27 protein-coding genes are annotated in these 26,982 nt (G+C 69.8%); 5 read left to right on the top strand and 22 right to left on the bottom strand.

The genetic code is table 11. The features are described from left to right. Positions 1-54: 54 nt before the first annotated feature. The 5 genes from GGE06_RS25095 to GGE06_RS25075 form a co-directional block, all read right to left on the bottom strand. Entirely contained in the window at positions 55-246 is a 192-nt protein-coding gene (locus tag GGE06_RS25095; RefSeq protein ID WP_184931789.1) for a hypothetical protein, read from the bottom strand. Further along, positions 243-1,961, bottom strand: a complete 1,719-nt coding sequence (locus tag GGE06_RS25090; protein ID WP_184931788.1) for a hypothetical protein — start codon at positions 1,959-1,961, stop codon at positions 243-245. Before GGE06_RS25090 ends, GGE06_RS25095 begins: the two co-directional genes overlap by 4 nt. Further along, positions 1,958-2,599: a WhiB family transcriptional regulator gene (locus GGE06_RS25085; RefSeq protein WP_184931787.1), complete on the bottom strand. Its 642-nt coding sequence runs from the start codon at positions 2,597-2,599 to the stop codon at positions 1,958-1,960. Before GGE06_RS25085 ends, GGE06_RS25090 begins: the two co-directional genes overlap by 4 nt. Before the next feature lie 152 nt (positions 2,600-2,751). Continuing rightward, the gene (locus tag GGE06_RS25080; RefSeq protein WP_184931786.1) at positions 2,752-3,459 is read right to left on the bottom strand and encodes a zinc finger domain-containing protein; all 708 of its coding nucleotides are present in this window, start codon (positions 3,457-3,459) and stop codon (positions 2,752-2,754) included. Positions 3,460-3,461: 2 nt separating this feature from the next. Then, entirely contained in the window at positions 3,462-4,346 is an 885-nt protein-coding gene (locus GGE06_RS25075; protein WP_184931785.1) for a helix-turn-helix domain-containing protein, read from the bottom strand. Between the two features lie 836 nt (positions 4,347-5,182). Here GGE06_RS25075 and GGE06_RS25070 point away from each other — a divergent pair. After that, positions 5,183-6,124, top strand: coding sequence for a quinone oxidoreductase family protein (locus tag GGE06_RS25070; RefSeq protein WP_312883285.1), 942 nt, complete (start codon positions 5,183-5,185; stop codon positions 6,122-6,124). Positions 6,125-6,210: 86 nt separating this feature from the next. On the opposite strand, the gene GGE06_RS25065 is transcribed toward GGE06_RS25070, so the two are convergent. Next, a complete protein-coding gene (locus GGE06_RS25065; RefSeq protein ID WP_184931784.1) occupies positions 6,211-7,488 on the bottom strand; it encodes a helix-turn-helix transcriptional regulator in 1,278 nt (425 codons plus the stop codon). 270 nt (positions 7,489-7,758) lie between these two features. On the opposite strand from GGE06_RS25065, the gene GGE06_RS25060 reads away from it, so the two are divergent. Then, positions 7,759-8,565, top strand: coding sequence for a helix-turn-helix domain-containing protein (locus tag GGE06_RS25060; protein WP_184931783.1), 807 nt, complete (start codon positions 7,759-7,761; stop codon positions 8,563-8,565). A gap of 21 nt (positions 8,566-8,586) precedes the next feature. Further along, complete coding sequence (locus GGE06_RS25055) at positions 8,587-8,934, top strand: hypothetical protein (protein WP_184931782.1); 348 nt, start codon at positions 8,587-8,589, stop codon at positions 8,932-8,934. Here the strand turns inward: GGE06_RS25055 and GGE06_RS25050 are convergent. The 16 genes from GGE06_RS25050 to GGE06_RS24975 form a co-directional block, all read right to left on the bottom strand. Next, entirely contained in the window at positions 8,920-9,285 is a 366-nt protein-coding gene (locus GGE06_RS25050; protein WP_184931781.1) for a MazG-like family protein, read from the bottom strand. The genes GGE06_RS25055 and GGE06_RS25050 overlap by 15 nt on opposite strands. Positions 9,286-9,356: 71 nt before the next feature. Continuing rightward, entirely contained in the window at positions 9,357-10,043 is a 687-nt protein-coding gene (locus tag GGE06_RS25045) for a class I SAM-dependent methyltransferase (protein WP_246532732.1), read from the bottom strand. A 94-nt stretch (positions 10,044-10,137) separates the two neighbouring features. Further along, positions 10,138-11,826 carry an ATP-binding cassette domain-containing protein gene (locus GGE06_RS25040; RefSeq protein ID WP_376773590.1) on the bottom strand — a complete coding sequence of 563 codons (1,689 nt, stop codon included), beginning with the start codon at positions 11,824-11,826 and terminating at the stop codon, positions 10,138-10,140. Between the two features lie 417 nt (positions 11,827-12,243). Then, a complete protein-coding gene (locus GGE06_RS25035) occupies positions 12,244-13,014 on the bottom strand; it encodes a 3-deoxy-manno-octulosonate cytidylyltransferase (RefSeq protein ID WP_184931778.1) in 771 nt (256 codons plus the stop codon). A 22-nt stretch (positions 13,015-13,036) separates the two neighbouring features. Beyond that, positions 13,037-14,122, bottom strand: a complete 1,086-nt coding sequence (locus GGE06_RS25030) for an NAD-dependent epimerase/dehydratase family protein (protein ID WP_312883283.1) — start codon at positions 14,120-14,122, stop codon at positions 13,037-13,039. Between the two features lie 32 nt (positions 14,123-14,154). Then, positions 14,155-14,991, bottom strand: coding sequence for a phosphotransferase (locus tag GGE06_RS25025; RefSeq protein WP_184931777.1), 837 nt, complete (start codon positions 14,989-14,991; stop codon positions 14,155-14,157). Then, on the bottom strand, positions 14,988-15,644 hold the full coding sequence (locus tag GGE06_RS25020) for a histidine phosphatase family protein (protein ID WP_184931776.1): 657 nt from the start codon (positions 15,642-15,644) through the stop codon (positions 14,988-14,990). The genes GGE06_RS25025 and GGE06_RS25020 overlap by 4 nt, the downstream gene beginning before the upstream one ends. Further along, positions 15,641-16,402: a phosphotransferase gene (locus GGE06_RS25015; RefSeq protein WP_184931775.1), complete on the bottom strand. Its 762-nt coding sequence runs from the start codon at positions 16,400-16,402 to the stop codon at positions 15,641-15,643. The genes GGE06_RS25020 and GGE06_RS25015 overlap by 4 nt, the downstream gene beginning before the upstream one ends. Next, the gene (locus GGE06_RS25010) at positions 16,399-17,244 is read right to left on the bottom strand and encodes a class I SAM-dependent methyltransferase (RefSeq protein WP_184931774.1); all 846 of its coding nucleotides are present in this window, start codon (positions 17,242-17,244) and stop codon (positions 16,399-16,401) included. The genes GGE06_RS25015 and GGE06_RS25010 overlap by 4 nt, the downstream gene beginning before the upstream one ends. 31 nt (positions 17,245-17,275) lie before the next feature. Then, positions 17,276-17,788: a P-loop NTPase family protein gene (locus GGE06_RS25005; RefSeq protein WP_184931773.1), complete on the bottom strand. Its 513-nt coding sequence runs from the start codon at positions 17,786-17,788 to the stop codon at positions 17,276-17,278. A 96-nt stretch (positions 17,789-17,884) separates the two neighbouring features. After that, positions 17,885-18,937: a glycosyltransferase family protein gene (locus GGE06_RS25000; protein WP_184931772.1), complete on the bottom strand. Its 1,053-nt coding sequence runs from the start codon at positions 18,935-18,937 to the stop codon at positions 17,885-17,887. Beyond that, positions 18,934-20,652, bottom strand: a complete 1,719-nt coding sequence (locus GGE06_RS24995; RefSeq protein ID WP_184931771.1) for a carbamoyltransferase family protein — start codon at positions 20,650-20,652, stop codon at positions 18,934-18,936. The genes GGE06_RS25000 and GGE06_RS24995 overlap by 4 nt, the downstream gene beginning before the upstream one ends. 8 nt (positions 20,653-20,660) lie before the next feature. Beyond that, a complete protein-coding gene (locus GGE06_RS24990) occupies positions 20,661-21,617 on the bottom strand; it encodes a thymidylate synthase (protein WP_184931770.1) in 957 nt (318 codons plus the stop codon). Further along, positions 21,614-23,425, bottom strand: coding sequence for a glycosyltransferase family protein (locus tag GGE06_RS24985; protein ID WP_184931769.1), 1,812 nt, complete (start codon positions 23,423-23,425; stop codon positions 21,614-21,616). Before GGE06_RS24985 ends, GGE06_RS24990 begins: the two co-directional genes overlap by 4 nt. Then, positions 23,422-24,090, bottom strand: a complete 669-nt coding sequence (locus tag GGE06_RS24980; protein WP_184931768.1) for an HAD family hydrolase — start codon at positions 24,088-24,090, stop codon at positions 23,422-23,424. The genes GGE06_RS24985 and GGE06_RS24980 overlap by 4 nt, the downstream gene beginning before the upstream one ends. A gap of 22 nt (positions 24,091-24,112) precedes the next feature. After that, the gene (locus tag GGE06_RS24975) at positions 24,113-24,631 is read right to left on the bottom strand and encodes an ATP-binding protein (protein WP_184931767.1); all 519 of its coding nucleotides are present in this window, start codon (positions 24,629-24,631) and stop codon (positions 24,113-24,115) included. Between the two features lie 542 nt (positions 24,632-25,173). Between GGE06_RS24975 and GGE06_RS24970 the strand changes: the two genes are divergently transcribed. Continuing rightward, complete coding sequence (locus tag GGE06_RS24970; protein WP_184931766.1) at positions 25,174-26,289, top strand: helix-turn-helix domain-containing protein; 1,116 nt, start codon at positions 25,174-25,176, stop codon at positions 26,287-26,289. A 16-nt stretch (positions 26,290-26,305) separates the two neighbouring features. Further along, positions 26,306-26,974, top strand: a complete 669-nt coding sequence (locus tag GGE06_RS24965) for a YdcF family protein (protein WP_184931765.1) — start codon at positions 26,306-26,308, stop codon at positions 26,972-26,974. The last annotated feature ends 8 nt before the right edge of the window (positions 26,975-26,982 follow it).

The raw sequence follows: 26,982 nt of genomic DNA, 5'->3' as shown, positions 1-26,982 counted from the left end.
GTGAAGCCGGGCCACCCATGGCGGATAGGGGTGCTGAGCTGGGGCTTTGCAGGCTCAACCGCACTCGGGGCAGCGCCCGACATGGCCGCTGAGGGCCCGGGCCATCCGCTGCTTCGCCGATGCGGCCTGCTTCGCGCTGGACTTCGCCGCCGGACTGCCCTCGTGCCGCTTGGAGTGGGCGAGCATGAAGCCGATCTCCCGCTCGTACTGCGTACGGATGGTGGTGAAGTAGTGGCAGGTCCTCATCGGGCGGTGCTCCTTGTCGTCGTGGTGTCGATGCTCCGCAGCTCCTGGAGGACGAGGCTCAGCCGGTCGTTCCGGCCACCCTTCAGGCCCTCGCGGCGGAGGATCTCCCGAAGCTGGACTCGGGTGATGGCCGGGTTGCCGTCCCGTTCGAGCAGGGCGGGGACGTGAGGGAGGACCTGCTGGACGAGCTGGTCCACCGGCTGCTCCGACTCGCGCGACGGGCGCTGTGCCTGCGGGGTGCGGGGGCGACTGCCGCGCTGCCCCTTGCCCTTGGCCCTGGTCTTCGAGCTCGTCTTCCGCCGGAGGGGGACCTTGTGTCCCCGGTCCCCGGTGGGCCCGGTCCCCGTGTCGGGGTCGGTCGGTCTCCGGTCCCCGGTGGGCTCGGTCCCCGTGTCGGTCCCCGGTCCCCGGTCCCCGGTGGGCTCGGTCCCCGTGTCGGTCCCCGGTCCCCGGTCCCCGGTGGGCCCGGTCCCCGTGTCGGGGTGGGTCGGTCCCCGGTCCCCGGTGGGCCCGGTCCCCGACTCGGCGCCCTTCGGTCCCCGATGCGAATCACGCGCCTGAGCAGGCACTTCGACAGCAGGGCAGTCGGTCCCCGCGCCGCCGGCGGTCCCCTCGCCGGGGTCCGGTTCGACGGGGACGGTCCCCGGGATGGCGCTCACGTCTGGGGTCCTGGTCCCCGTGTCATCGCCCTCGGTCCCCGCGACTGCTGGTGCGCTGACGTCCCAGTTCTCAGTCCCCGGTCCCCCCGGGACGCCGGGTCCCCGGTTCCCGTCCTTTGGCTCGCTGGGACCGTGGGGACCGGCTACGGGGACCGGTGCTTCCGGCGTCTGCTGCGCGGTGACCGTGGCAGCCGCGATGGTGGTAAGCCCCGGGGACCAGGGAGAGGGGAGCGGGACCGTGGCGAGGGCGAGCGCGTGCCGGCGGGCGGCGAGCTGGTCGAGCAGCTGCGTGCGCTGGAGGGGGTCGGTGCCGACCGAGGCCCTGGCGACCGCCTTCGACAGCCGTCGGACGAGCCGCCGGCCTCGCCAGCTCTCCCGCCGCTCGGGGGCGCGCTCGGCGAGGCGGGCGGCCAGGTCGACCGCGCGGGCGGTGGCCCGGTCGCGGGTGATCTGCGCGGCGTCGCGGTCGCGGGCGGCGATGCCGAGGCGGGACAGCAGCCGTTCGCGCACCTCCCGCCCCAGGACGGCGAGCAGCCCGTGGGAGGCAGCGCCAGGGGTGTGAAGACGCAGCTCGATTCCCATGGCGAGGTGCCACAGCATGGCCGCCATGACCGGGCCGACGAAGGCCCGGACGGTGCCACCGACCGGACCGCTCTCGGCGTAGGCGGGGATCACCTGCACTCCGGTGATCACCCAGACCAGGGTGCCGGGCAGGCCCGGGGCGCCCTGCGTGGCCAGGTTCTGCCGCGCCATCAGCGCGGTCGCGAAGAGCGCCAGTTCGGCGGCGGCGAACATCCCGGCACGCTCGGCGGTGCCAGCCATGTCGAGGTAGTCGGCCGCGAAGCGCCAGCTCGTGTCGGCGCTGTAGGCGGTGCAGCCGAGGGCGGCGAGGGCGGCGACCTTGACCGCCGGACCGCCGACGCGCTTCTGCGGGCGGGCTCCTCGGCGCCGGATCGTCCAGGCGACCAGCACCAGGGCGAAGGCGGCGGGGACGCCGGCGACGAGGAAGACAGGGAGGTCCGGAGCGGCACGCAGGGACAGGACGGGGTGGGTCATGCGGCCTTTCCGAAAGAGGCGGGCGTCGAGGGCGACGCTGCCTGGCGGGACACCGGCTGTCGGGTGCCGGGCTTGGTGGTCACGGGGCGGCCCGCTGCTGGAGCGGTCTTCTGCCGCTTCTTCTTGGGCCGAGGAGCACCCTGGCGGCGGTCGCGGTCGAGCACCTTGTTGGCCGCCTGCCGGAGCAGGTCACGGGCGTGCTTGCGGCTGATCTGCAGGCCGACGGCGAGCCGGTCGGGCCGCCAGCCCCGGACATAGGCGTGGTCGACGACGGCCTGGCGCTCGGCCTCGGTCAGGTGGACGTCGCGGCCCTGGAAGAACGCGATCACGCGCCGGTAGTCGAGGCGCTGGGGCAGTCCGTCGTGCCACGGGCGGCGCTCGGCCTCGGTGAGCCCGCCCCAGATGCCCTCCTTGAGGACGTTCTCCAGCGCGTAGTTGAGGCAGTCGCTGCGCACGGGGCACCAGCCGCACAGCTCCTTCGCCTCGGCGATGGCTTCGTGGTCCCGGGGGAGGGGGAAGAAGACGGCGTCGGCGTCCTCGACGTCCATGCCGTGACAGGCTCCGCGGGTGTGCCAGCTGGTGTCTGCGATGCCGCGCAGGCCGGTGGCCGGAGCGTCGTGGGTGGTGATGTGGCGCAAGAGGGTTCTCCGATGTGCTGCCGCGCCGTCGGGCCAGGGCGGTGCTCGGCGGGCGTGGCGTCGGGTGCGGGCTGAGGCGCGGGAGCGTGCGCCGCAGCCGAGGAGGGACGGTGGTGGTCGGCGGTGCGGGGTGCACCAGCCATGGACGCCGGTCAGACCATGGCCGGCTGCTGGACCTGCTGGGCCTGCTGTACGGCGGCGAGGTCGAGGCGGCCGGGGTGAGGGATGGCACGCGGGGCTGTTCCGCGTACCCCGTCGTCGGGACCGATCCGGCGCCGGCGGCAGGGCTCACCGGGCTGTGCCAGGCACCAGCCGCAGCGCACGCCGAGAGGGTCGGGCTGGCCCTGTGCGACGGCGGCCTCGCGTGCGGCTCGGGCGGGCCGGTAGGGCGCGAGGGCGGCTCGGGCGGCGGGCGGTATGCAGGAGCCGATCTCCCGCAGCCGGGCCTCCAGCTTCGAGTCGATCCCGCCGCGCCCGCTGGTGATCGCCCGAGCCTGCGCGGGCTGCGCGAGGCCGGAGGCGACGGCGCGGCGGGCGCTGGCCAGTTCGGCGGTCCAGGCGGCCTGGTCGTCCGGGTCGACGGACGGCGTGGGGTCGGAGTGTCTCGCCAGGCGGTCGCGCCGGTAGCTCTCCCAGGGACGGGCGACGTCCGCGGGCAGGATCTGGTACGGCGAGGTGCGGATGTGCTGGCGGGCGGTGACGCGGGCGTCCCAGCCGTGCGGGGTGGCCATCGGCACGTCGCCGAGCAGTTCGTGCCACTGGGCCAGCTGGTCTCGGGCCTCGCCCTGATCGGTGCGGATGGTGCGGGGGTCGAGCCGGCCGATGTAGGCCAGCAGGGCGGCGGTTTCGCGGCGGTCCACGGTCAGCCCTCCGTTCCGGTCGGCTCGTCGAGGGCGGCGAGAAGGGCGGCGGTGTGTGCCTCGGCCCGCGTCATACCAGCGGGGGCGGCGGAGGCTCCGCCGGGCACGGCGTAGAGGTTCGGGCGACTTGGGGCGTGCTCCCGGGCGATCCAGGAGCGCCAGTCGGTGGCCCAGGCATCCGCCGGCCTCGGCTTGAAGGCCGCCCGGTGGGCACGCCACTTCGCGTCGGCCGTTCGCAGGCCCTCCTGGCCGAGGCGGTCGAGGTGTCCCTGCTCGCGGGCCCAGGCGTGGGTGGCGGGGTCAACCCGCCACTCGGCAGCCGAGAGGACGTCAGCACCACTGCTGTACCTACGGTTCAAATCCGGTTCACTACGGTTCTGTGTGCCGGTTTCCGGTACACCGCTGTGCCGGTTTCCGGTACGTCGGGGTGCTGGTTTCCGCCGGGACCTGCCGGTTTCCGGTACTGCCGGATTCCGGTCCCTCGCGGGGGATTCCGGTACCTCACGCGGCCGGATTCCGTACCGCCGCAGAACCGAGACCCGCAGGGTGGGGGCGGCCTCGTGCTCGCCCGCCGGCGCCTGATCGGCGTCCTCGTCCTGTGCGGTCTCTGCGACGGCCTGGGCGGCGAGGGGCAGGCGGTAGACCGTGCTGCGCTGCGGGCCGGTGAGGTCGTCGAGCTGCTCCAGCTCGCCGGCGTGGACCAGGCGGTCGATGGCCTCGCGCACCGTGGAGACGGACGCGCGCGTGCGCTTGGCCAGGCTGGACAGCGAGGCCCAGGAGACGCACTGCTCGTCGGCCACCCGGTCGGCGATCGACAGCAGGACCAGTCGTGCGGTCCCCCGGCTGGAGCTGTGCTCCCAGACCCACTCGCGGGCTTCGCTGCTCATCGGCCGCTCCCGGTGACGGGGCGGAGCCGGCGGTTCGCCGGGGCAGGGGAGGCGGGCTCCGTCGCGGTACATGAACGCGCCGGGGCGGAGGTGGCTGCCGCGCAGGCCAGGCGGAAGGGCCTATTGCGCCGGGCAGGAGGCATGCGATACTCCTCGTTGCAGTGTTGCCACGCTGATGCGCCCCTCGGAAGGACTCAGCGTGGTGATGGTGGGCAAACCCCGCCCTTGCCGGGGCGAACATGCCACTTAGCGTTCGGCGTCTGGGAGTTCCCGCTCCCGGGCGCCGTCGCTGTTACGCGGACCTACACGGTCTGGTCGATCTGCCGCGCTCCTTACGTCCGACGTGCCGGGCACCGTGCCCGGGGGGCGACGAACATACGCACGGACCCGCGTCAAGATCCAGACTTGGTTCTTAAACTCTGTAGAACTTGTTGCCCCATCAGATGCAGGCGCCGAAGGCGCAGCTTGCACCGCAGAGAGATCGTTTCCTTGCGGGGCAGTGACGACGCCCGTCATTCGCCCTGGGGAGTGGCCTCTCCCAGACTCCGCCACCTTTTGCCTGGGATTCGTGCCCTGACGGGCTGCGCGATGGGCGCTGTCCGGTGTGCGGGCCACCACAAATTGCGCCACGTGCAATTCGACGGAAGTGATGCGGCTCACTGTGAGGGTTGTTTCCTGTCCGTAGGGCTCTAAGAATTGAGGTGGAATTTATGCCTGCCGAGCCCTGTGCGTCAAGGGTGGTTTAATGTCTCCGGAATTTGCGCGTGGCGCAATTCTTTCAAATTGCGCGTGACGCAATTTCGTCGAATGATCTTGAAGTGTTGAGAGGCGAGAAAGTGCGAGCTGTCACCATGTCCAGCCACGGCGGCCCGGAGGTCCTCCGGCTCACGGAGATCCCTGAACCGGAGCCGACGGCCGGACACCACAGGGTCGAGGTCCTCCAGGCAGGGGTGAACTACGCGGACCTGCATGTGCGAGAAGGGGACTACCTGGCCGGTGTCACGCTCCCGTACGTCCCCGGCAACGAAGTGATGGGCTACAGCGACGGGCGGCGGGTGGTGGCACTGACGCGCGGCGGAGGGTACGCGCAGGTCGCCCTGGCCCACCACCGCTCCACGATCCCGGTCCCGGACGACATCGACGATGCCACGGCGATCTCGTTGACTCTCCAGGGCAACTCGGCCTGGCACCTGCTGCACACCGTGCTACGCATCAACCCGGGGGAGGCTGTGATCGTGCCCGCAGCTGCCGGCGGCGTCGGGTCCCTAGCAGTGCAGCTCGCCAAGCGGGCCGGAGCCCGCGTGGTGGCTCTGGCTGGCACGGACGCCAAGCGAGCTCTGGCCCTCGGCCTCGGGGCAGATGCCGTCGTCGACAGCAACTCGACAAGCCTCGCCGCAGACCTGCAAGAGGCGACCCATGGCACAGCCGCCGCGGCGCTGGAGATGACGGGCGGCGACACCCTCCACGCGACCCTGGAAGCGCTGGCGCCCATGGGCCGGATGGCGGTCTACGGAAGCGTCAGCGGCGTCGAGACCACCGTCGCCACCCGCGACCTCATGGCCACCGGCAAGACGGTCAGCGGATTCTGGCTCCCCCTGCTGTTCGGGCACCGGACCGCGCTGCGCGACTCCATGACCGACCTCTTCCAGGCCGTACGGGACGGGGAACTCGCCGTCCCGGCGCCCGCCGTGTACCCGCTCACCGAAGCGGCTCGCGCGCACGAGGACATCGCGGCCCGCCGAACCACCGGCAAGGTCGTACTCGACCCCGCTGCCTGACTCGACTCAGTATCCGGCGCGGCTCGGACATCGGTGCTCCGCCCCCACGAGGGGAGGGGCGAGGCCCCAGCCCGAGTCTACTGCCATCAATCGACCGGCTCGCCCAGGCGTTCGCGCAGGTCGCGCAGGACCGCCAGGCGATCCGACAGCTCGGCGATCATCGTGTCGAGCTCGCTGCCGGCCTCTCCCGCAGAGGCCGGCAGCGTCGTACGCAGGAGCTGCTGGTACTCGCGCACCACGCCTGGGCGGGACGACTGCGGGGCGAGGCGGTTGAGCGTCGCCTCCACGGAGACCGTATTCACCCGCCACCCGCCTCCGTCCTGCCGATACGCCCACACCACGGCTCGGTCCTGTGGGTTGAGGGTGAGGCGGCAACCGGGTCCGGCCAGCGCGCTCAGCTCCGGCAGGCCGATCGCCCCGCTGCCCGCGAGTGCTGCCGCGTCCTCCGCTGAATCAGCCCACCCAGCCTGCGCCCAAGAGGCGTCCCCGATCGCCTCGGAACCTGCGGCTCCACCCTCTGACAGCGCGTCCGGCTGTTGTACGGACCCGGGGAGGAGCTCTTGCTCGCTGCCGAGCCACGTGATGACTACCGCCCGCAGTTCCGGGTGGCCGGCCGGGAAGAGGAGGTGCGAGACGACCTCGACCTCCTGGAAGTCGAACCGCGGCAGACGCATGCGGAACCGGTTGCCGTCGCGATGGGCAACCACGTGAGGGCTCTCGTCCCACAGCCGGCGGCAGTCCGCATCCTCGTAGACCTCGCGCAGCAGAGAGGTCATGAAGCGGTCGGCCTTGTGGCGTGCCAGGAACATCCGGATCATGGCCAGGTACACGCGCGCGTGATCCTCCCAGCCGACGTATTGCTCGCGAGCGTCCGGGTGGAGCAGGGCCCAGCGCATCAGGTTGGCACCCGGCTCAAGGACCCAGGGGTACCAGTCCGCCATCGCCCGGTTATAGGCGATCAAGGACCAGCGGGCATCGGTCACGTAGGCGGGGTGGGGCATCTGCTGGTCCAGCAAGAACTGGAGCGTGCGCAGCTCCGGAGGCTCCTCCCTCGGCTTGGCGCGGCCGATCAGGGCACCGCCCGGGGTGTAGTACAGGAGCGTCTGACGCTCGTCGGGCCCCAGGTGCAGCCGCGTGACCAGCTTCTCGACGGCGTCATGCGGGAGGCGGGGCACCGCGCCCCGTTCCAGCTGTCCGTACCACTTCTCGGACATGCCGATGGCGTGCGCCACCTCTGCCTGAGGGATGGCGCGACCGCGTCCCTCCTTCAGCCCCGCTGCGCGGCGCCAGGCCCTGAGCAGACCGGCCAGCCCCATCAGCTCTTCCGGGCCGAGTTCTCCCTCATCGCTATCGCCGAGACCCATGCGGCACCAGCTCCCATCACGTGCCGCCAGCTTGAGGCAGCTCGAAGGAGGCGACAACTCGAGTCACGTCGGCAAGGGCCGCGGCCCTTCTCCTGCCGATTCCTCTGACGCGCAGCCCGGACCGGTAGTCCTGTTCCGGTAGTCGTGTTCCGGTACTCCAGTTCCGATTCGGCCCTGAGAACGTGTGCAAGCCGGGGACGGAGACGGCTTTCCGCCCCTGAACGTTGCACGTCGGGCACCAATCATCCCGCTATTAGTTCTGGATTCAACATGGCATCCGAGCGCCCCAAGGGGAGCAGCCACGCAGAGCGAGTGATCCGGGTTATGCAGGCATTCGCCGAGCTCCCGGGAGACACGCATTCTCTGAAAGCCATTTCCGAGCACACGGAATTGGATCCTGCGGTGGTGCACCGCATTCTCGCGGCCCAGGTCGCCGCCAAATGGGTTGAGCGCGTAGGCCGCGGCAAGTACCGGCTCGGCAGCCACGCCGCCCGCGCCGGGATGCAGGCGATGGCCGGCATGTATGACGGCATGGACCAGCACGAGATCCTCGTCGACCTGCAAGCGGACTGCGGCGGCCTCGTCCTCTTCTACAGCCTCGCCTCTGTCGGCGCGCGCCGCGTCTGCACCGACTACGCGATCGGCAACTACTGCCCGGACGACTTCGGCATGACCGCGTACGACATCTTCACCGCCGGCTGCTCCCTGCGCACCGGCGCCTCCGGACGCACCCTGCTCGCCTACGTTCCCGAGAGCCTCCGCGAGATCGCGCTCGCCGAACCCATCCCTGAAACCGCCGGCCCGGGCGCACTCAGCAACGACGACCTTCTCGCGACCCTCGACGGAATCCGAATGCGGGGCTACGCCGTCGGACGCCAGGAATGCCTGCCCGGCTGGGACTCCGTAGCGGCCCCGGCCCTCTGGGGCGACACGGCACTCGGCGTCGTCCTGCTCCTCAAACCCCTGAGTGACATCCCGAACGACATCACCGATTACATCGACCAGGTCCTCGGCGCAGCACAGCTGATCAGCCTGGCGGCCACCCAAGGGGCTCGCAACCCCCAGCTCGTTGCTTGACCCCAAGAAAGACAGGACACCATGACCTTCATCGCTCACGTCCAGACGGCAGACGAGGCCAGCGAGCTGGTCGCTGACCTCGTCGGCGGCAATGTTCGCGACCTCGATGCGCTGGCTCATCACCTGGGCTCTGTTCGACTCACTCTCGACCTGGAACACAAGGAGATCTGGTGGGCGGCACCCGAGCGCGATCGATGGACTGTTGAGACGACAACACCCGGCCAATGCCTCGACCTCATCCGCGATCGGGCCGACCCGGCCTGGGTTTTGGAGCCGACGGCACGCGCTGACTACCAGAGCATCCTCGCGGTACTCCTTCCGCCTGTGGACGTCGTGGGGCGGCAGGCGCCCGTATCAGGGTGTCTCTGACGGCTGTCCGGGACCGGTGGGGACGGTCAGAAGGAACTTCCCAGCTTTGTCAGCCAGCTGCCGGTGCAGGTACTCCGCGGCGTCGTTCGGCCGCATCCGGTACAGGGCGACCAGACCGGTGATGACCACGTCCGCGACCTCGGAGTGGACGTCGCTCCAGTCGTGACTGTCTCCCTTCCGAGGGTTGGTGCCACGCGCGCCGATCATGGCCTGGGACGCCTCACCGGTCTCCTCGGCGATCTTCAGGACCTGCAGGGTCCACTGTTCCTGCGGGGTGAGGCCGCGTCGCTCGTCGTGGTCGTTGAAGCGACGCGCGAGGCTTTCGATGGTCTTCCAGGTGGTGTCGTGCACGAGGTCGTCTCCTCGATCGCGTACGGGTGCAGGGCGTAGGTGATGACTGGCGTATGAGGCAGGCGCCATCGTCAGGCTGGGTGGCGGGCGCGGACGAGTGTGCAGGACAGTGGGCTGTCCTGGTCGGGTCCGCTGAGGACGTCGATCGCGTCGGCGAGCAGGCTGTGCTCGACGAGGAGGTCTTCCCAGAGGGTGGGGGTGAGCACCCACATCTGAACGGTCAAGGGCTCGCCTCCCGCGAGTGGGAGAGTCTCCGGCCTCGCGGCGACGGAGCTGGAGGGGCCGTCACCGGTGAAGGTGGTGTGCAGGGCGGAGAAGACCAGACGGCCACCGGGCCGGAGCGCCCGCGCGACGGCGGGCAGGATCCGGTGTGGATCGATGTACGGAATGCCGTGGATGGAGTAGATGACGTCGTATGGTTCCGCCCTCGTCAGGTGCTCGACCGCGTCCGCATGGATCAACCGAAGGCCGGTCTGGCCCTGGTAGCGGGCGACGGCTCGCTCGTGCTGCGTGCGAGCGCCCTCGACAGCATTGACGCGGATGCCCCTGCGCGCGAGGTGGGCGGGGAACTTGCCGATCCCGGAGCAGAGGTCCAGGACGCGACGACCGGCGAGGTCACCGAGTAGCTCCTCGCCTGGGCCATGGTCGGGCCAGTATCCCCACGCCAGCCGCTGGACATCGGGAATGTCGGTGCCGCGGGCCAGATGGTGTGTGCCGTAGGCGTTCCAGGCGTTGAGCGTCCGGCGTTCGATGTCCAACAAATCTTCTCCAGAGGTGGCTTGGGGGACGAAGAACGTAGCGGCGGACATGGTCGGTGCCTGGCCCGCCGTACGAGGAAGCGCGAGGCGAAGGTCAGCGGTCCTGGGAAAGGGCGAGGAGTTCGGCGAAGGTGCCGCCGGCGTGGACGAGGTCGTCGTAGCGGCCCTGTTCGGTGATGCGGCCGTGTTCCATGACCACGATGTGGTCGGCGATCTTGGTGTTCTCCAGGCGGTGGGTGATGACGATGGTGATGCGGTCGGCGGCGATGGCCTTGATCTGCTCGAAGATCTGGTGCTCGCCGCGCGGGTCCATCTGGGAGGTGGGCTCGTCCAGGATCAGCAGGCCGGGTCGGCGGTAGAGGGCTCGGGAGCAGGCGAGGCGCTGCCACTGGCCGCCGGAGAGTTCCGCGCCGCCGAAGATCTCGCGCGCGAGGAGGGTGTCGAGGCCGGCGGGCAGGTCTTCGACGGCCTCGCGCATGCCGACGGCGTCGACGGCGTCCCAGACGGGGGCGTCGTCGTGGGTGCGGGGCTGGCCGAGGGTCACGTTCTCGCGGACTCGCAGGGGCCATTGGGCGAAGATCTGGGGAACGAGGCCGGTTTGCCGCCAGATGGTGGCCGGGTCGGTGTCGGCGAGGTAGATGCCGGTGATGAGACGGGTGAGCGTCGACTTGCCGGAGCCGTTGACGCCGACGATCGCGAGGATCTCACCGCGACGTAGGTTGAGGGACACGCCGTTGACGGCCGGGGTGTCTTTGCCGGGGTACTGGTAGACGACCTCCTCCAGGCGGATCTCTTCCGTGTCACGGTCGATCGCGCTGTTTCCGCGTTTGGGGGCGTGGGCCTCGGCGTCGTCGAGGAAGGCTTGCATGTCGGTCAGGTACAGGCTGGTGTGGAAGAGGGCGGCACCGTTGAGGATCACCTGGGAGAGCGCGGCGAGTGTGGTCTGCACGGCGACGACGGCCGTCGCGGCGAGCGCGACACCGATCTGTCCGGTGGCGGCGAGCCATGCCAGCGCACCCCACGTCGCGAGCAGGAAGGCGCCGGCGGCCACGGAGGAGACGAGGGAGATCCGCAGCGTGCGCGGGGCCGCGGCCAGGTTCCGACGGTCGCAGCGGTCGGACAGGGAGCGGTGCCAGAACAGCAGGTAGTCGGTCATCGAGTTGGCACGGACCTCGTCGCCGTACTTGGGGTTCGTCGACCACCAGCGCATCATGCCGCGCACGTTGCGGTCGGCGATGTTCGCGTAGTGGATCTCGTAGTCGACACGGGCGGTGAGCACCGCGCCGACGCCGGCCGGGAGCACGGCGAGCAGCAACAGCGGCAGCAGCAGCGGGTTGAGTACGCTGAGCGCCCCCGCGGCCGTGACCATCCTGACCAGCGCCGACAGGAACCGCTGCGCGTCGCTGACCATCACGTGGGTGCGGATGACGCCCATCTCCGCGGCTTCCTGGCGGTCGGAGAAGCCGTCCATGGCGTACGCCGACGCCTCGACGCGGCAGACCGCTGCGACCAGAGCGGTGTCCGCCTCGGTGGTGAGCCGCGGAGTGATGAGACGCTCGGCGTAGGTGGCCACGGCGGCCGCCACACGGGTCAGTGCGGCGGCAGCGCTGGCCACGACCAGGGCCGGCAGGGCTTCGTAGAGTCGGTCGGCCACGCTTCCCGCCCCGAGGAGCGGACGCATCGCGCCAGCTGTGGCTGCCAGCAGCACCGCGGCCGCGGCACCGGTGACCACGGGACAGGCCAGGAGGAGCAGGACGGCCCGGCGGTCGATGCGCCAGGACATGGCGACGATGCGGTGGAGCACCCTCGGGACCTGGCCGCAGAGCTTGCGGAAGGAGGCTTCGCCGAGGGGGTCTACCGAGTACTCCCCGGTGTACTGGATCTCCGCCGGCGGAGGGGGAGGAACCAGCTCGTCCTGCTGGAACACGCGTGTTTCTGGTGCGCTCAACTGCGGTCCTCCAACACTGGTGTTCCTGGCTTCCGTGACGACACCGAGGTCAACGACGTGGCCTCGATATCGAACACGCGTATTTGAGACGAGGCCCGAAGCCCGAAACTGAGCGCTCGACGTCGCATGTAGGGCGCACGGACCCTTGTTCGGCATGGGGGCCGAGGGATCCGTCCATGGCCGACATGCCGAGCTTCGATGCACATGTGACGGGCGGGTTTTCGGGCTCCCGCCCTTGGTTGCAGCGGGCGGTCAGTTAATCGGGCGAGAGCGAAGGAGCGAGCCTGCTCTCGCGAGGTCTTCCGGTGTGTCGACGGCCAGGCCGTCGTCGATGACAGGAAGCATTCGTACGCCATGGCCGTGTTCCACGAAGCGCAGCATTTCCACGCCTTCGGTTCGCTCCAGCGGCCCTTGAGGGAGCCGTCGGAACAGGTTGAGGGCCGCTCCCGTGAAGCCGTAAAGACCCAGCTGGCGTCGGTACCTCGGTCGGTCTCCTCGTGGGTACGGGATCGGCTGGCGGGAGAACACCAGCGCGTTCTCTTCGGCGTCGACGACGACTTTCACGACGTTGTGGTCCAGGACCGCGCCGACGTCGTCCAACACCGTGTACGCGTTCACGGCGAGCGTTCCCGGTGCGAGGTGTTCCAGGGCTTCGGAGACTGCGTCGATCGCGGCAGGGGAGATGAACGGCTCGTCGCCCTGGACGTTGATGTATGCGTCTGCCGGCAGATGCGCCGCGCACTCCGCTACGCGGTCTGTACCGGTGAGGTGCTGCCCAGTGCGCATGGACTCGATGCCCAGCTCGTGGCACGCCCTCTCGATGCGCTCGTCATCAGTGGCGACCACCACGCCGTCGAGACGCTCCGCCTCCAGGCAGCGCTGGTGGACGTGCCAGAGAAGCGGCTTACCCCCGAGCTGTGCGAGGGGCTTTCCCGGGAAACGGGAGGCTCCCCAACGGCAGGGGATGACCGCCACATGATGGCGACGTGCGGTATGCGGTGGTGCGGTCGTGGTGGCGGCCACGGCGTACTCCCGTCGGTGGGTGTCAGGAATGGGTGGGGCGAGGGAGGAGGGCCAGATCGGCCAGGGCGGCCAGCGGGGCGGAGCCGTCGAACGAGCGCAACCCGTGGCTCCGCGGCTCTTCGGCGTGCAGCTCGGCGGCCAGAGCCCTCATGTGGGCACGCATGCCGTTGTGAAGGTCGACCTGGGGCTGCCAGCCCAGGACCTCCTGGGCGCGGCTGCGGTTGGCACGGGTGGTGAGGACGTCGCCGCTGCGCGGGTGCTCCTGGTGAACCTGGACCTCGCGCCCGGTGAGGCTGCGCGCGATGTTGATCACTTCGAGCAGGGAGGCGCCCGAACCACCGCCCACGTTGATCACGCCTTGCGCAGTCGGGACGGTGGCCGCGGTGATGGTGGCGGAGACCGCGTCGTCGACGTACGTGAAGTCCCGGCGCTGGTGACCGTCGCCGTACAGACGGAGCGGTTGACCGGTCAGGGCTGCCGTGAGGGCACGGTGTGTGTACATGTCCGGCCGCTGCCGGGGGCCGTAGACGGTGAAGTACCGCAGGGCGACGACGCTGGTCGGGCAGTGGGCCTGTGTGGAGTGCGCGAGGCAGAGCTGCTCCTCGGCGAGCTTCGTGACCGCGTACGGGGACGCGGGCTGGGGCCGGTCGGTCTCCACGCTCGCACCGCCGTCCGTGGCGCCGTAGACGCTGGAGGACGAAGCCACCACGAGCCGGGGAACGCCCATGCGGGCGACGGCGTCCATGACGCGATGGGTCCCGAGGATGTTCGAGGCGACGTAGTCGCTGAACTTCGGCCCCCAGGAAGGGCGTACCCCGGGGATGCCGGCCAGGTGGAAGACGGCGTTCGCGTCTACCAGAAGCGGCTCGATCGCACAGCTGAGGAGGTCGGCGGTGACGTGCATGTATCCCGGGATCCCCTGCAGGGCGGCGAGGTTGGCCGCGGCCGTGGGGTCGGTGGCCGGGTCGCGCCGGTCGACGCCGATGACGATGGCGCCGGCTTGGACGAGGGCATGTGCGAGGTGGGAGCCGATGAAGCCTGCGGCGCCGGTGACGACGGCCCGACGCGGGACGGTGGTGGTCAGGTGGGCGGGCGAGTTCTGTGACACGGAGATCTCCAGAAGGTGGGGAAGGGCGATGTTCAGGAGAGGCGGGCCAGTACGGTGCGGCCGTGGGCGCTGAGGGCGAGGTCGTCCTGCTCGTGTCCACGTACCAGTGCAGTGACGGCCTCGATCGCGCCGAAGGACTCCAGCAGCCGCTGTTCGGTGTCGTCCAGCGGCTGTCCGTACCCGGCGAAGAAGGCCGTGCGGAGGTTGGGTGCTGCCTGCCAGCGGCGGAACTCGAGCCGGGCGAAGTCGCGGATGCGGGCGTCGCGGCGCATGTGCTCGAAGTCGCACAGCCCGAAGACGTCGCCGAGGAGCCAGTTCCGGGGCTGGTAGTCGAGGTGGCATACTGCGCCGTCCATGAGCGTGTTCGTCAGGACGTCGGCACTGTGGCTCAGGCCGTCGCGTTCGACCGCGGAGATGAGGCCGGCCCGGTCCGCACGGGCGATCCAGTCGCGCAGCCGCTGGGCGAGGTGCGTGCTGACGGCTCCGCTGGGCGGCGCTGAGGTGGCGCGGTGCAGCTTCCCGAGCACACGTCCGGCCTCGTAATGGAGCTGCTCCTCCTCGGGCGATCCTGGTGCGAGTGCATCCGCCCGTACGCCGGGAACGGCGGTGAGCAGCAGTGTGCACGTCATGTCCTGCTGACCCACGATGCGGGGGACATGGCCGACCAGGTAGGTTCCCCAGGCGAGATATGCCTGGAGCTCGCGGACGTACCGGTCGCGTTCGCTGTGCTGCTTGGCGAAGAACTCGTTGCCCTCGGCGTCGACCAGGCGCAGGACTCGGGGCGGGAGCATGGGGTCGTGCACGATCCGAACCGCTCCGAGCGCGCCACGGGCCAGGTTCAGACGCGGGTCGTCGAACAGCGTGATCACGAGGCGGCCTCCTGCGCTAAGGCGGCCAGGTGCTCGGTGTCGTTGTGGCGGTCGAGCATCCACCGCCCCTGCCCGAGGCGGTTGAGGTGGTGCTGCCAGCGGGTGATGGACCCATGGGAGACCGTGAATCCGGCCGGTGAGCCGAGCGGGATTCCCAGGAGGAGGGTGTGCGCGGCGATCACGGTCTCGCCGTGCGCGGCGAACAGGACGCGCTCGCCCTGATGCTGGGCGATGAGCTCTCGCAGGAAGCGGCCGGCCCGTTCCAGGTAGCCGTTCCAGGTGTCGGATCCGGCAGCCCATGGCTCGTTGGGATGGGCGTGCGGCCCGCCGTCGGCGGAGGTCTTCACCTCGGTCCAGGGCTGGCCGTCGGCGGCGCCGTGGACGGGACCGTCGAGACGGTCGTCCGTGCGCATCGGGAGCCGGAGGGCCTGGCTGATGATCTCGGCGGTCTGGCGCAGGCGGATGCGCGGGCCGGCGTACAGCGCGTCGAACGGCTTGGCGCGGTGCTCGGCGGCGAGGCGGAGCGAGACCTGCTCGACCTGGGCGTACCCCCGGTTGGTCAGCCCGGTGCAGGTGCGCGGGCCGCCGACCAGGCCGTCGATATTGCACTGGGCCTCGCCGTGGCGGATGAAGACGAGTTCGGTGGTGATCATGCGGAACCTCGGGTGCAGGGTCGGGCCGTCCAGCTGTCGCGGTAGCCGTTGCGTCCGGCGTACGGAGCGTTGAGGACGGCGTGCAGGGCGAGGAAGTCGTCGAGCCGCTCGCGATCCGTGGTGCCGAGCCGGGGGGCGTGGCGTTCGGCGGCTTCGTTGTAGGCGTGCAGGGCGGAGTCGATGGCTGGGGCTGGCAGCGGCCCGTTCGTCATGGCCAGCGTCGTGATCAGCTTCGCCAGGTCGTACGCCATCGGTGCGAGCGTCAGGTCGTCGGTGTCGACCGTGTAGACGTCGCCGACCTCGGTGATGATGAAGTTCCGTGGGTTGCTGTCCTTGTAGAAGGCGGTCGGTCCCTCGGCGGTCTTCTCCAGCAGCGTCAGCATCGCGTGGAGAGCGACCCGGTCCGGCAGGTACCCCTGTTCCAGTCTTCTTCGGAGGGCGGTCTGCCGGGGACCGATGTAGTCGCCGAAGACGATGCCGTCCCGGAAACGGTGCGGCGTGTTCAAAGAGGCCGACCGGAGGTCGGTGGTCCAGGCGACGCCGTGGGCGTCGCCCAGCAGCTCGGCCAGGGTCAGAAGGTCCTCGGGCCAGGCCGGACGGCCGTCGATCCACTCGTACGTCAGACTCGTCGGTCCGACCACGGTCAGTGCCGGCAGACGCAGCGGCCGTGCGTGTTCGGTGAGCCAGGCGTGGTGACGGGCGGCCGCAGCCACCTGGGCAGCGGTCTCGTACCGTTTGGTGAAATGGCGGAGTCTCACAGCCTGCCTCCCCGCGACCGGGTCACGACGAACGTGACGAGGGACGTGGTGGTGAGTGGACTGTCCGGAAGGGACTGGTGCAGGTTTGCGGCCAGCTTGCTCGGATTGCCGTACAGACCGGGAGCGAGGTCGTACTTCGGGTTGGTGGCCAGGTACTCCGCCACGTGGTTGTGGCCGTCGAAGGTGAAGCTGTGCTCTTCGTGCTCCACGGCGAGTACGTCGAGCGACGCGGTGGCCAGGTCGGCGAGATTGCCGCTGTGTGCCGAGATGTACAGGCTCTCGTGCTGCTCGGCTCGCGGGTCGAGGCCGGCGGCAGCGACCAGCTGGTCCATCTCCCGGTAGCTGTCGAGCCGCTTCGTGACGAGCACAGCCAGGCCGCCGGGAGCGAGCGCCCGACCGATCTCCGCGACTACGCTCTGCGGATTCGGCGAGTGGTAGAGGCAGAACGCGGCAACGATGACATCGCACGACTTGGCGGGCACGGGGAGGTGGTGGAAGTCGCCGTGGTGGAAGGTCACCAGGAGGTCGGGCAGCTGCCGGGCGCGCTGGCGGGCCTGTTCGACCAGGGCGGGGGCGGCGTCGAGGCCGGCGACGCGCTGGGGCTGGAGTTCCCGAGCGAGGGTCAGGCTGCTCGTTCCGCGACCGCAGCCGAGGTCGAGAGCCAGGCCGAGCTGGTCCGGATGCTCGTGATGGGAACGCACCAGTCCGACGATGGTCTCCGGTACGGGGCGTCCGGCGGTCTTTGCTCGCATCAAGGCGTTGGAGCGGCCGGCCAGTCGGGAGGCGTGCCCGTACAGCTCTGCCTGGCGCGTCGGGTCCAGGAAAGGGTTGGTGCCGCTCATGCTGCGCCCTTCCCTCGGAGGCGCGGGAGGCTCAGCGGTGCTCGGCGGCGACCTTTCGCAGCCAGCGGCGCGTCTGCCGGCGGCTGGACAGCAGCACCACCTCGGCACGGTCCGAGGCGAATTCCTCGATCTTGGTCATGACCCGCGGGCGCATCTTGCGGCGGTACGTCGCCACGTACTTGACCACGCCCCAGTGGATGCGGTTGTGCACCCCGTTGCCCTTGTGCCCGGCCCCGTGCCGGATCTGCCGGGAGAAGATCCCATACAGCGAGGCCACGGTCGAGACGTCCATGAGGACCACGGTGTCGCAGGCTTCGAGTCGGGTCTGCAGGGTCGAGTTGTAGTTTCCGTCGATCACCCACCTCGGCTGCGCGACCAGCTCCCGTTGCAGGGCGGCGAACTTCTCCATGGGCAGCTCGTGCCACTCGTCGTCGTAGAACGCGGCGTCCAGGTGCGTCACCGGGGCGTCGAGGATCCTGCCCAGCTCGCGAGCCACGTACGACTTGCCGCTGCCTCCGCAGCCGACGATGGCGACCTTCTTCATGATGCTCCAGCGTAGTGGTGCTCGGGTGCGGGGTCGGGCCGGCCGCCCGGGCACGTTCGGATGATCCAGACGCGGTGGCCTGGCTGCTCAGCTGCATCAGGCCGCCCCGCGTTCGATCGCGACGGTGCCGGCGGCCGTGTCCAGGACGGCTTCCAACACGTCGACCTGTCGGCTCAGCCGGAACAGGTCGAGGCGGTCCAGACAGGCCGCGATCAAGTCCGCGTGCTGCTGGGTGCCGGCGATCCGCTGGAGGTGGGTCAGCCGCTCGATCGCCTCATCACCAGAGCTGACGATCAGCTCCTTGGGCACGAAGCGGTCGGCATGGACGATGTCGGCAGGGGCGAGTGGGAGGCAGCCGGCGAGCACGGCCTCGAAGATCCGCTGCGTCATCTGTCCGACGGCCGCGTACGTCTCGGGCAGCATGAGGATGGTCGCCAGCGACCTGCCGTACACGCCATGGACCGCCTCGAAGGGGAGCCTGCCGAGGAACCGGACGTGCGGCCAGCGGCCGGTCTTGGTCCACTTGCCTCCGACCAGGTGGTCGAAGCACGCCGCGGCCGGTGCGAAGAAGCGGTCGAAGTGCTCGTCGCGGTCGTACTGATTGCCGACGTACCCGAGGACGAGGTCACGCTGCCTCTTGGCGAGCGCGACCGGATCCGCCGCGGTGAGTAGGCGGTCGTCGACGGGGAAGAGCAGGCGTTGTGCCCCAGGCGTCGGTTTGAGGGCGGCCTCGCAGACGGTGGCATGGGGGACGCGTCGCCACACGCTCTCGGACCGGAGCTTGCGGTCCTTGTCCCAGATCACGGTCGGCGTCTTCCTGCGCACGGTGTACCGGGTGACCAGTTCGGTCTGGCGATGCAGGTCGCACGTGTGGCCTTCGGCGCCGCACCGTGTGGTGTTGCGTCCGTTGATCGCCCAGCGCCACTCCAGGAACAGAGCGTCGATGTCCGGGCTGCCGCTGTGGAAGGCGTAGGCGTTGCCCAGGCCGTCGCCGGCCTCGATCAAGTCGCGGTTGGCCTGGAGGAAGACGATTTCGTGGCCGCGGTCGAGGAGGGCGTCGATCAGGGGGCGGCGGTGGCTGCGGCCCCCGTCCGGTGTGTCGGTGATCCCGTTGCCGAGGAAACCCCAGAAGCTGTATCCGATCCTCACTTGGTGATCCACCGTCCCTCCAGCAGCAGGGCGTCCAACCCCGAGTTGGCCAGGCAGTCGAGGGCCATCTCCGGCGTTCCGCAGATCGGCTTGCCCATGACGTTGAGCGAGGTGTTGATCAGCACTGGAATGCCCGTGCGCCGGGCGAAGGCGCTGAGGACCTCGTGGATGAACGGGTTCTGCGCGTGGGTGACGGTCTGGAGACGGGAGGTGCCGTTGGCGTGCACGATGGCCGGCACCAGTTCGCGCGCCTTGTCGGTCACGCCGGAGGCCATCGACATGTACGGCGCCTCCTGGCCGAGAGTGAAGAACTCAGAAGCGCGCTCGGCGAGCACCATAGGGGCGAAGGGACGGAACGGCTCCCGGAACTTCACGGTGGCATTCAGCCGCTCGATGACGCCCGGCTCCCGAGGGGAAGCGAGGATCGAGCGGTTGCCGAGGGCACGAGGGCCGGCCTCGACGCGCCCCTGGAAGAGCCCGACGACCAGACCGCTTGCGAGCTGCTCGGCGAGGAACTCGGCGGCCTCGGCGCCCAGCGCTTTCTCCTGGAGCCCGGGCCACGGCGTGAGGTCGAGAGACGTGCCCTGGAAGGACGGGCCGAGGTAGCAGGCCCGGGTGACGCCGGACATGGGCTGTGGGGCGCGGCTGTCGTGGTGTACGGCGATGGCGGCGCCGATCGCGGTGCCGGCGTCGCCGGGGGCGGGCGGCACGAAGACCTCGTCGAACACGCCGGCCTCGATGATGCGGCCGATGCTCACGCAGTTCGTGGCGACGCCGCCTCCGACGCACAGGCGTCGGGAGCCGGTGACGGTCCGCGCTCGACGAGCGAGGTGCAGCATCACCTGCTCGGTGCGTTCCTGGAGGGCTGCGGCCAAGTCCCGGTGCACGTCGCGCAGCGGCTCGCTCGGGTGCCGTTTGGGGCACGTCGCGTCGATGAACCGCCGGGCTGTCCTCGGGTAGCCCGAAGTCAGCACCCGTGGGGGAAAGTAGAGCGGGTCGACGGTGAAGCCCGTGGGGGTGACGCGGACGGCTCGGGCGAAGAGTTCCCGGAACCGCCCGGGGTTGCCGAGCGCGGCGAGCGCCATCAGGGTGCCCTCCTCGTCACCGCGACGCCACCCGAGGTGCTCGGTGACAGCGCCGTACACGTACCCGAGAGAGGCGGGATCGTTGATCGTCTCCAAGGTGCGGGTGCGTGGACGAAGCGTGTCGTGCCCGTGGGCGATGGTCGTCGTCTGCCGCTCGCCGAGGCTGTCGACGACGAGCACGGCGGACTCGTTCCACCCGGAGGCCGCGAAAGCCGTCAGCTGATGAGCCCGGTGATGCAGGACGGGGGAGACACGTGCGGCGGGGAACCGCCGGCCGAGGTCGCGGACACGGAGCTGGGTGCGCATCGCCACCTTGGCGAAGCCACGGGCTCGCGGCACCGCCCGGTCACGCGTGGTCGGTGACAAAGCCAGACGCAGCGCGGCTGGGGATTCGAGCAGGTAGCGGGCGGGCCGGAAGTTGTAGGCCACGACGTCGACGTCGGTGGCGGACAGCCCGGCCTCGCCGAGCAGCCACTCGACGGCGTGGCGCGGGTAGTCCTTGGTGTGTTTCTTCTGGGACAGCCGCTCCTCCTCGACGAAGCCGACGAGCTGCCCGTCGACGAGCAGCGCGGCGGCGGAGTCGTGGGTGTACGAGCACAGGCCGAGAATGACCGAGGGCGCCTGGTCCACGGACGCCGTCACCGCGCACCGGCCGAGGCATGTGTGGATGAGGTCATGGCGCGACGGTTCAGCTTGTCGTACCAGGCGCTCATGGCCTGGCCGAGTGGCCCGTCGATCTTGCCGGCCAGGGCCGTCGCCTGCTCCCGTCGGCTGCCCTTCCAGAGCTGGTAGCTGCGCAGGGTCTCGGACATGGTGTCCCAGCCGGCGTGCCCGGTCACGTCCCCCGTCTTGACCTGATGGAGGAGGGCGTCGAATCCCTCCCACGGGGTGGTGAGGTCCGGCATGTCGACGCTCGTGACGATCGAGGTCAACTCATCAGCCTGGTCGAGGTGGTTCTCGTAGATGTGCAGGGAGCCGACGTGGTGGTGGAAGTCGCCCAGCTCGGCGCCGATCCAGCCGGCCACCAGCTCGTGCAGGACCGTGTAGAAGAACAGGTCGTATGGCATGCCGATCCACACGTCCTGGCCGCGCATCGTCGTCGACATGTGCAGGCGGTCGTCACGCAGGTAGAAGCGGAAGCCGAGTGTGCAGGGCACGTCCTTGTGCCCGGCGGCGTCCCGGGCCGGGTCGTAGAGCTGGATCAGGGCTCGGCGGGAGTCCGGGTCCTGCTTGAGGATCTCTACGACGCGGGCGAGCTGGTCCACCGTGCCCGACCACTTTCGCATCCGCGGGCCGTAGGCGCCGCGCAGGACTCCGTCGTCGGCGTACTGCCGGAGCTTCGTGTTGTAGTCGAAGATCCAGGGCTCGTCCGACCCGGAGAGGATCCAAACGGTCTCGGCCACCGCGAACGCGGGGTTCACGATCCTGGACGGCGGCGCGTACAGCAGGCGGGCCCGCGGCCGGGTGAGCCGCATGTGGACGTCGAGGACCTCACGAGTGGCCATGCCGCGCGGGCTGATGCTCTCGCCGGACTTGGCCAGGGCGACGGCACCGACGAAGAGCTCGGCGATGCTGTCGGCGGTCAGGGATGTCATCGGGAGGGGACTCCTTCGTTTCGGAGGTGTTCGAGCTGATGGCCGGATGCGCGGCTGGCGATGAGTTGCGCGACCAAGGCGGCGCTGTCGCCGCCCCAGCGGCACACCGCGTCCGTCGAGCCGGGTTCGGCAGCCGCGTGCGGCGTGCGGGGTGTGGAGAGTGCGTCGGTGACGTCCTCGGCGGTGGTGCAGCGTCGCGCGAGGCCGTGATCGGCTAGCCCGAGCGTGCGTTCGTGGGCGGTGCCGATCTCCAGGACCGGCACGCCCAAGAGGGCGGCCTCGATTCCGCACGTCGAATAGGCGCTCGCTACGACGTCGGCGCCGACGAGACAACCTCGGGCCCCTACTTGCGGATCGGCGACGGCCACGAGGGGCCTTCCGTCCCGCTGCATGAGCGAGGCGAAGACCTCCGGGCTCTGTGCCGGGTGCGGGGCGATGACCAGTCCCCATTCGCCCTCGGTCTTCCACATCCCGTCCAGGAGGAGGTCGGCGTGGGCCTTGAGCCGGTCGGGACCGAAGGGCTGGCAGGCCCAGACCAGGATCCGGTCGGGGCTCCGCCCGGATCCGGGGACCAGCAGCTTCTCGAGGTACTGCCTCTGGGCTTCCCGCCCGATGCCGGCGAGGACGTCGAAGCGGGGCTGCCCCAGCACGTGGACCTCGGCGTCCGGGTGGCGCGCCCACGCCTTGGCGAGCGGGGCGTCACGATCGCCCATGACGACGATGTCCCGGCTGTGCAGCGCGGGCCACGCGACCGACTCCGCAGTCCAGGCTCCGTGCTGCACATGGACCGTGTTCACGCCGTTGAGATCGGCCAGGTGGACGGCGAGCGCGCCAACGGGGCTGGTGTCGTTGCTGACGAGCAGCGTGTGCGGGCGAGAGGCCTCCAGGACCCCGCTCAGCCAGGTCTCCAGACGGACCACGGAGCGCCATGACGGCTGGGTGCATCCACCGCTCGTCTCCAGCAGGACGGCCAGGAGACGGACCAGACGCGAGAGCCGGACGACGTGTTCCTTCACCTGGACGACGTGCTCGTCGTCCCATAGCTGCAGGCGCTCCACGGCTCCGGACAGGGCGAAGAGTCCAGGTGGAGGCGTAACGAGCCTGATGCCCTCGACGGCTGGGGTGTCGCAGCGTTGCGCCGGGTCCGTGGCGAGATCGACGAGGAGACTCGTCCGGCCACCACCTGTCAGGTCTTCGAGTACCGGCAGCAGAGTGGCCGCATGGCGGGACGACCACGAGAGCGCGACGACGTCGGTGCGTGGCAGGGCCGACGGGGGAGGGCTTGGCACTCGGGTGTCGACGCGCGCCGGCTGCAGGTTGCTCAGCTGTGCCGTACGGAAGGGGTTGTACAACGCGGTTGCCCCGAGCAGATACGCGATGCCGGACCACGTGATGGTGTAGGCGCGGTACTCCCGGGAACTGCTCTTGCGAAGCCCGACGAGTCCCTCGTGCGGAGCGATCTTCAGCGGGCCGGGCGCCTTCGTGAACGGCTCCCAGGCGCTGAGGGCCATCAGCTTGCGTACGACGTGAGCCACCAGGCGACGGACCGGTACGTGCTGCACGTACAGCCACCCGGCCCCGCCCGGCGTAGTCCTGAGATACGCCCCGTACCACTGGAGCGCATCCATGACATGCTCGACGAGGGCTTCCTGCTCCTGTGCGTTCAGAGGCAGAGCCTCCATCTCGCTGGTCGTGATCCGGGCGGACGTCAGAGTCGTGAGCGTGCCTTCGCCGACCAATGCCCATGCGGACTGTCCGTCGGCGTCGGTCCGCGCCAGACCGTGGACATGGCGAGGGGGCGTGGTCACAGCAGGCTCCCTTCGAGGAAGGGGCCCGGGGAGAGGAGCCTCAGCAGGTCCTTAGGGGACTCGGCGACCGCGGGCGAGGGGGCACCCGGGCATCCGTATCCCCAGCCGGCGTGGACGTACGGGACGCCGGCGCGGCGGGCGGCTTCCTGGTCGACCGCCATGTCGCCCACGTACACGGTGTCGGCGGGATCGACACCCAGGTCGGTGAGGGCGAGGAGGACCGGGTCCGGAGCGGGCTTGCCGCGCCCACCCCCGTTCGGCGTGCGCACCGTGGAGAACGGGCAGCCGAGGGTCGTCAGGAGCGGGGCTGCCCGCTCCAACGGCTTGGACGTGACGACGCCGAGGAGCCAGCCGGCGGCGACGAAGGCGTGCAGGACCTCCACGGCGCCGTCGAACTCGCGAGCGAGGTGGGACGCGGCGATCGACGCCTCGTCGTACGTACGGTGCAACTGCTCGGACTCGGTGAATCCGAGCCGTTCCATGATGTCGGCGAAGGGCCGGCCGAGGTGGCGCTCGTACTCCTCGAACGGTACGTCGAGACCGTGCTCGTTCAGGACTTGCTGCCATGCGCGCTCCATGACCGGACGGGTGTCGAGGAGCACGCCGTCGAGGTCGAGGAGCAGCGCCTTCGGAGGTAAAAGCGAGGGCGGGAGCAGGGTGGACATGAGGTGTCTCCGGTGAAGGGGATCAGGGGGTGAGGGAGGTTTCGGGACGTTTCACGAAGGCGATGACCCGCTTGCCGCTTCCGTCCTGCTTGGGACATGCGGTCCAGGCGTCGGCCACGGCGGACACCAGGAGCAGGCCACGTCCACCTGTCGCGTAGGGGGAGGCGATCCGCGGGACGGGGGGCTCCGGGGAGTTGTCCTCCACCTCGATACCCACGACGCCGGCCTGGAGGGCGAGCGTCAGAGTGATCTCGTCCTGGTGCTGGCGACGCTTGGCTTCCTCAACGCCGTCGTGGTGCGCGAGACGGCCGTGGCGTTCGGCGTTCGTCGCGAGCTCGCTCACGATCAGCACGACGTGGTCCAGCAGGTCCTCCGCGCCCCAAGCGGTCAGAACGTCGCGGGTGAAGCAGCGCGCTGTGCCCGGGGCCGTGTCGTCGGCTGCGAGCGTCAGGCTCTTCTGGTGCTGCGGGGCGTCAAGGATGCTGCCCAGACCGTCGATGCGGCGGCTGTCCAGCAGGAGGAGTTCCCGGTCGAGGTTCATGGCGTGGTGCTCCCCGAGGCCGGCGTCGAGGTCGATTCGTCAGCTACAGCCGGTCGGGCCCCTCGTACGAGCAGAATCTCCGTGCCGGCTTCGTGCAGCCGCTGTCGGCGGTCAGCCGCTATGGCCCTGGGGCCCAAGTGGGACGGGGCGGGGAAGACGACGCCGTACGGGCGAGTGGCCGCGACGGCATCGAGCATGCCCACGAAAGCGCCCGACGTTGCCGCGCACCGCTCCATGTACACACCGCCCAGCGTCAGTTCGTGGCGGCGGCAGTAGTCGGTGATGGTCTTGGCGAGAGCCTGCTGCCGGCTCGCAGACACCCCGACGAGCCGCAGAAATCCGAAGACGATCGGGCCCGTGACGTTCCGCTGTTCCGTAAGGGGCTCCATGGTCGTGACCACCCATCGGATCGGGGGAGGGGGGACACTCCGAGCCTGGTCGCCGCCCCGCGATCCGGGAATCCACGCCTGTCCCACTTCTGTCCCACAACCGCCCCTGGTGCGGTCGCCACGTGCTTCGATGGCATCGGAAAGGAGTGGCACGTGGCGACCGTTCACGAATGGACCGGCCTGGAGGCGCTTGCCCTGCGCAAAGCACTCCGGCTGAGCGTGCGCCGCTACTCCGAGCACCTGGGCATCGCGGTCAACACCATCAGCAACTGGGAGAAGTACCGGGAGAAGCGGCGCCCCAACACCGAGAGCCAGGCCATCCTCGACACAGCGCTGGCCCGGTCCGATGCCGCAACCCATCTGAGATTCGAGACGGAGCTCGCGAAGCTCTCCGAGGGAGAAGTGGGACGACTCGCCGGCGAAACGGCGCGCCGCGTCACCATCCCTCGACCTCGGGCCTGGGAGTACGAGTCCTGGACGGACGACCTCGAACGTGCGGTCGTCGCGCTGTCCCACCAGAACTTCGCGTTCGCCGACGACCTGCTTCGGCGATGGTCGTCCAGCTACCAGCCCTCGGAGCTGGACGAGCGAGGCACCTACCTCCTCGCCCGCTCCGTCGCCCTGCAAGGCGATCTCAAGCGGGACCAAGGGGCAGTCGTAGGCCCGCTCTCCGCCCAACGCTGCTATGCCAACGCCCGCTCTCTCTATACCGAGTTGGGAATTCCGCGGCGTGTGGCGCAGCTCGACCTTTCTCTCGCGGTCGTCACCGAGATGTCCGGAGCGCTGGAGACCGCGGCCCGACAGTACGAGGACCTCGCGATCGACGAGCGGTTATCCCCGCGGGACCGTGCCCGCGCGCGACTCTGGGTGGGCACGGCGCTCAGCAAGGACGGCAACCACGACTACGCGGTTCGGGTGATGGAGGAAGCCATCCGCGAGTTCGAGGGCCTTGCCGAGCAGGACGACTGGTCCGTCGCGCAGCAGAAGCTAGCCCTGGCCCACCGCGGAGCCGGCAATCTCGACGCGGCCCTGCGCCTCATCGACGTGGCTCGCAGTACAGGCATCACCGACGCGCCCGTGCAGCGGGTACGGCTGGACACCGCGTACGGGCACATCCTCCTGTCCGACCGCGCGACCCTGGATGATGGGTTACGCGTCCTCGACGACGCTGCCAAGCGGGCGGCCCAGTACGGCCTGACCCACCAGCTCCGCAGCATCACGGACATCCGGAGGACGGCCGATGGGCCAACCAGCCCTTCACCACGTTGACCAGGGAGACGAGCGAGTGACCGACAACCAGCCGGCCATCAACGACGAGCAGATCCGCAATGCCAAGCTGGTCTGGGACTACCACCAAATGGGTCACGACCTGCGCCCCGTCGACGTCGCCATCGGCCTCGGCAGCCATGACCTCGGCGTCGCAGCCTTCTCCGCAGAGCTGTACCGGGCCGGGCTGTTCCCCACCCTGGTGTTCACCGGAGGCAACAGCCCCACCACCGCCAAGGTCTTCCCCCGAGGCGAAGCCGTCCACTTCCGCGAGCACGCACTCACCCTCGGCGTGCCTGACAGCGCGATCCTGGTGGAACCGAACGCCGGCAACACCGGGCAGAACATCGAGCTGTCCCGAGAGCTCCTCGCCTCCGCCGGCCTCACCCCCAAGTCGGCGCTCCTCGTCTCAAAGCCATACATGGAGCGGCGCTCCTTCGCCACCGCCCGCAAGCTGTGGCCTGACGTCGAGGTGCTGTGCGCCTCTGAACCGATGGAGTTCGACGACTACCTGAAGAGCATCGGCGACGAGAAGCTCGTCATCGACATGCTCGTCGGCGACCTCCAGCGCATCATCGAGTATCCGAAGCAGGGCTTCGCGATCGAGCAGGACGTCCCGGAGAACGTGCATGCCGCATACGAAGACCTCATCCGCTCCGGCTTCACCAGCAGGCTCATCGGCGCGTGAAGCAGCAC

Source organism: Streptomyces nymphaeiformis, assembly GCF_014203895.1.
Lineage (GTDB): Bacteria > Actinomycetota > Actinomycetes > Streptomycetales > Streptomycetaceae > Streptomyces > Streptomyces nymphaeiformis.
This window is presented reverse-complemented; position numbering and strand designations above follow the sequence as displayed.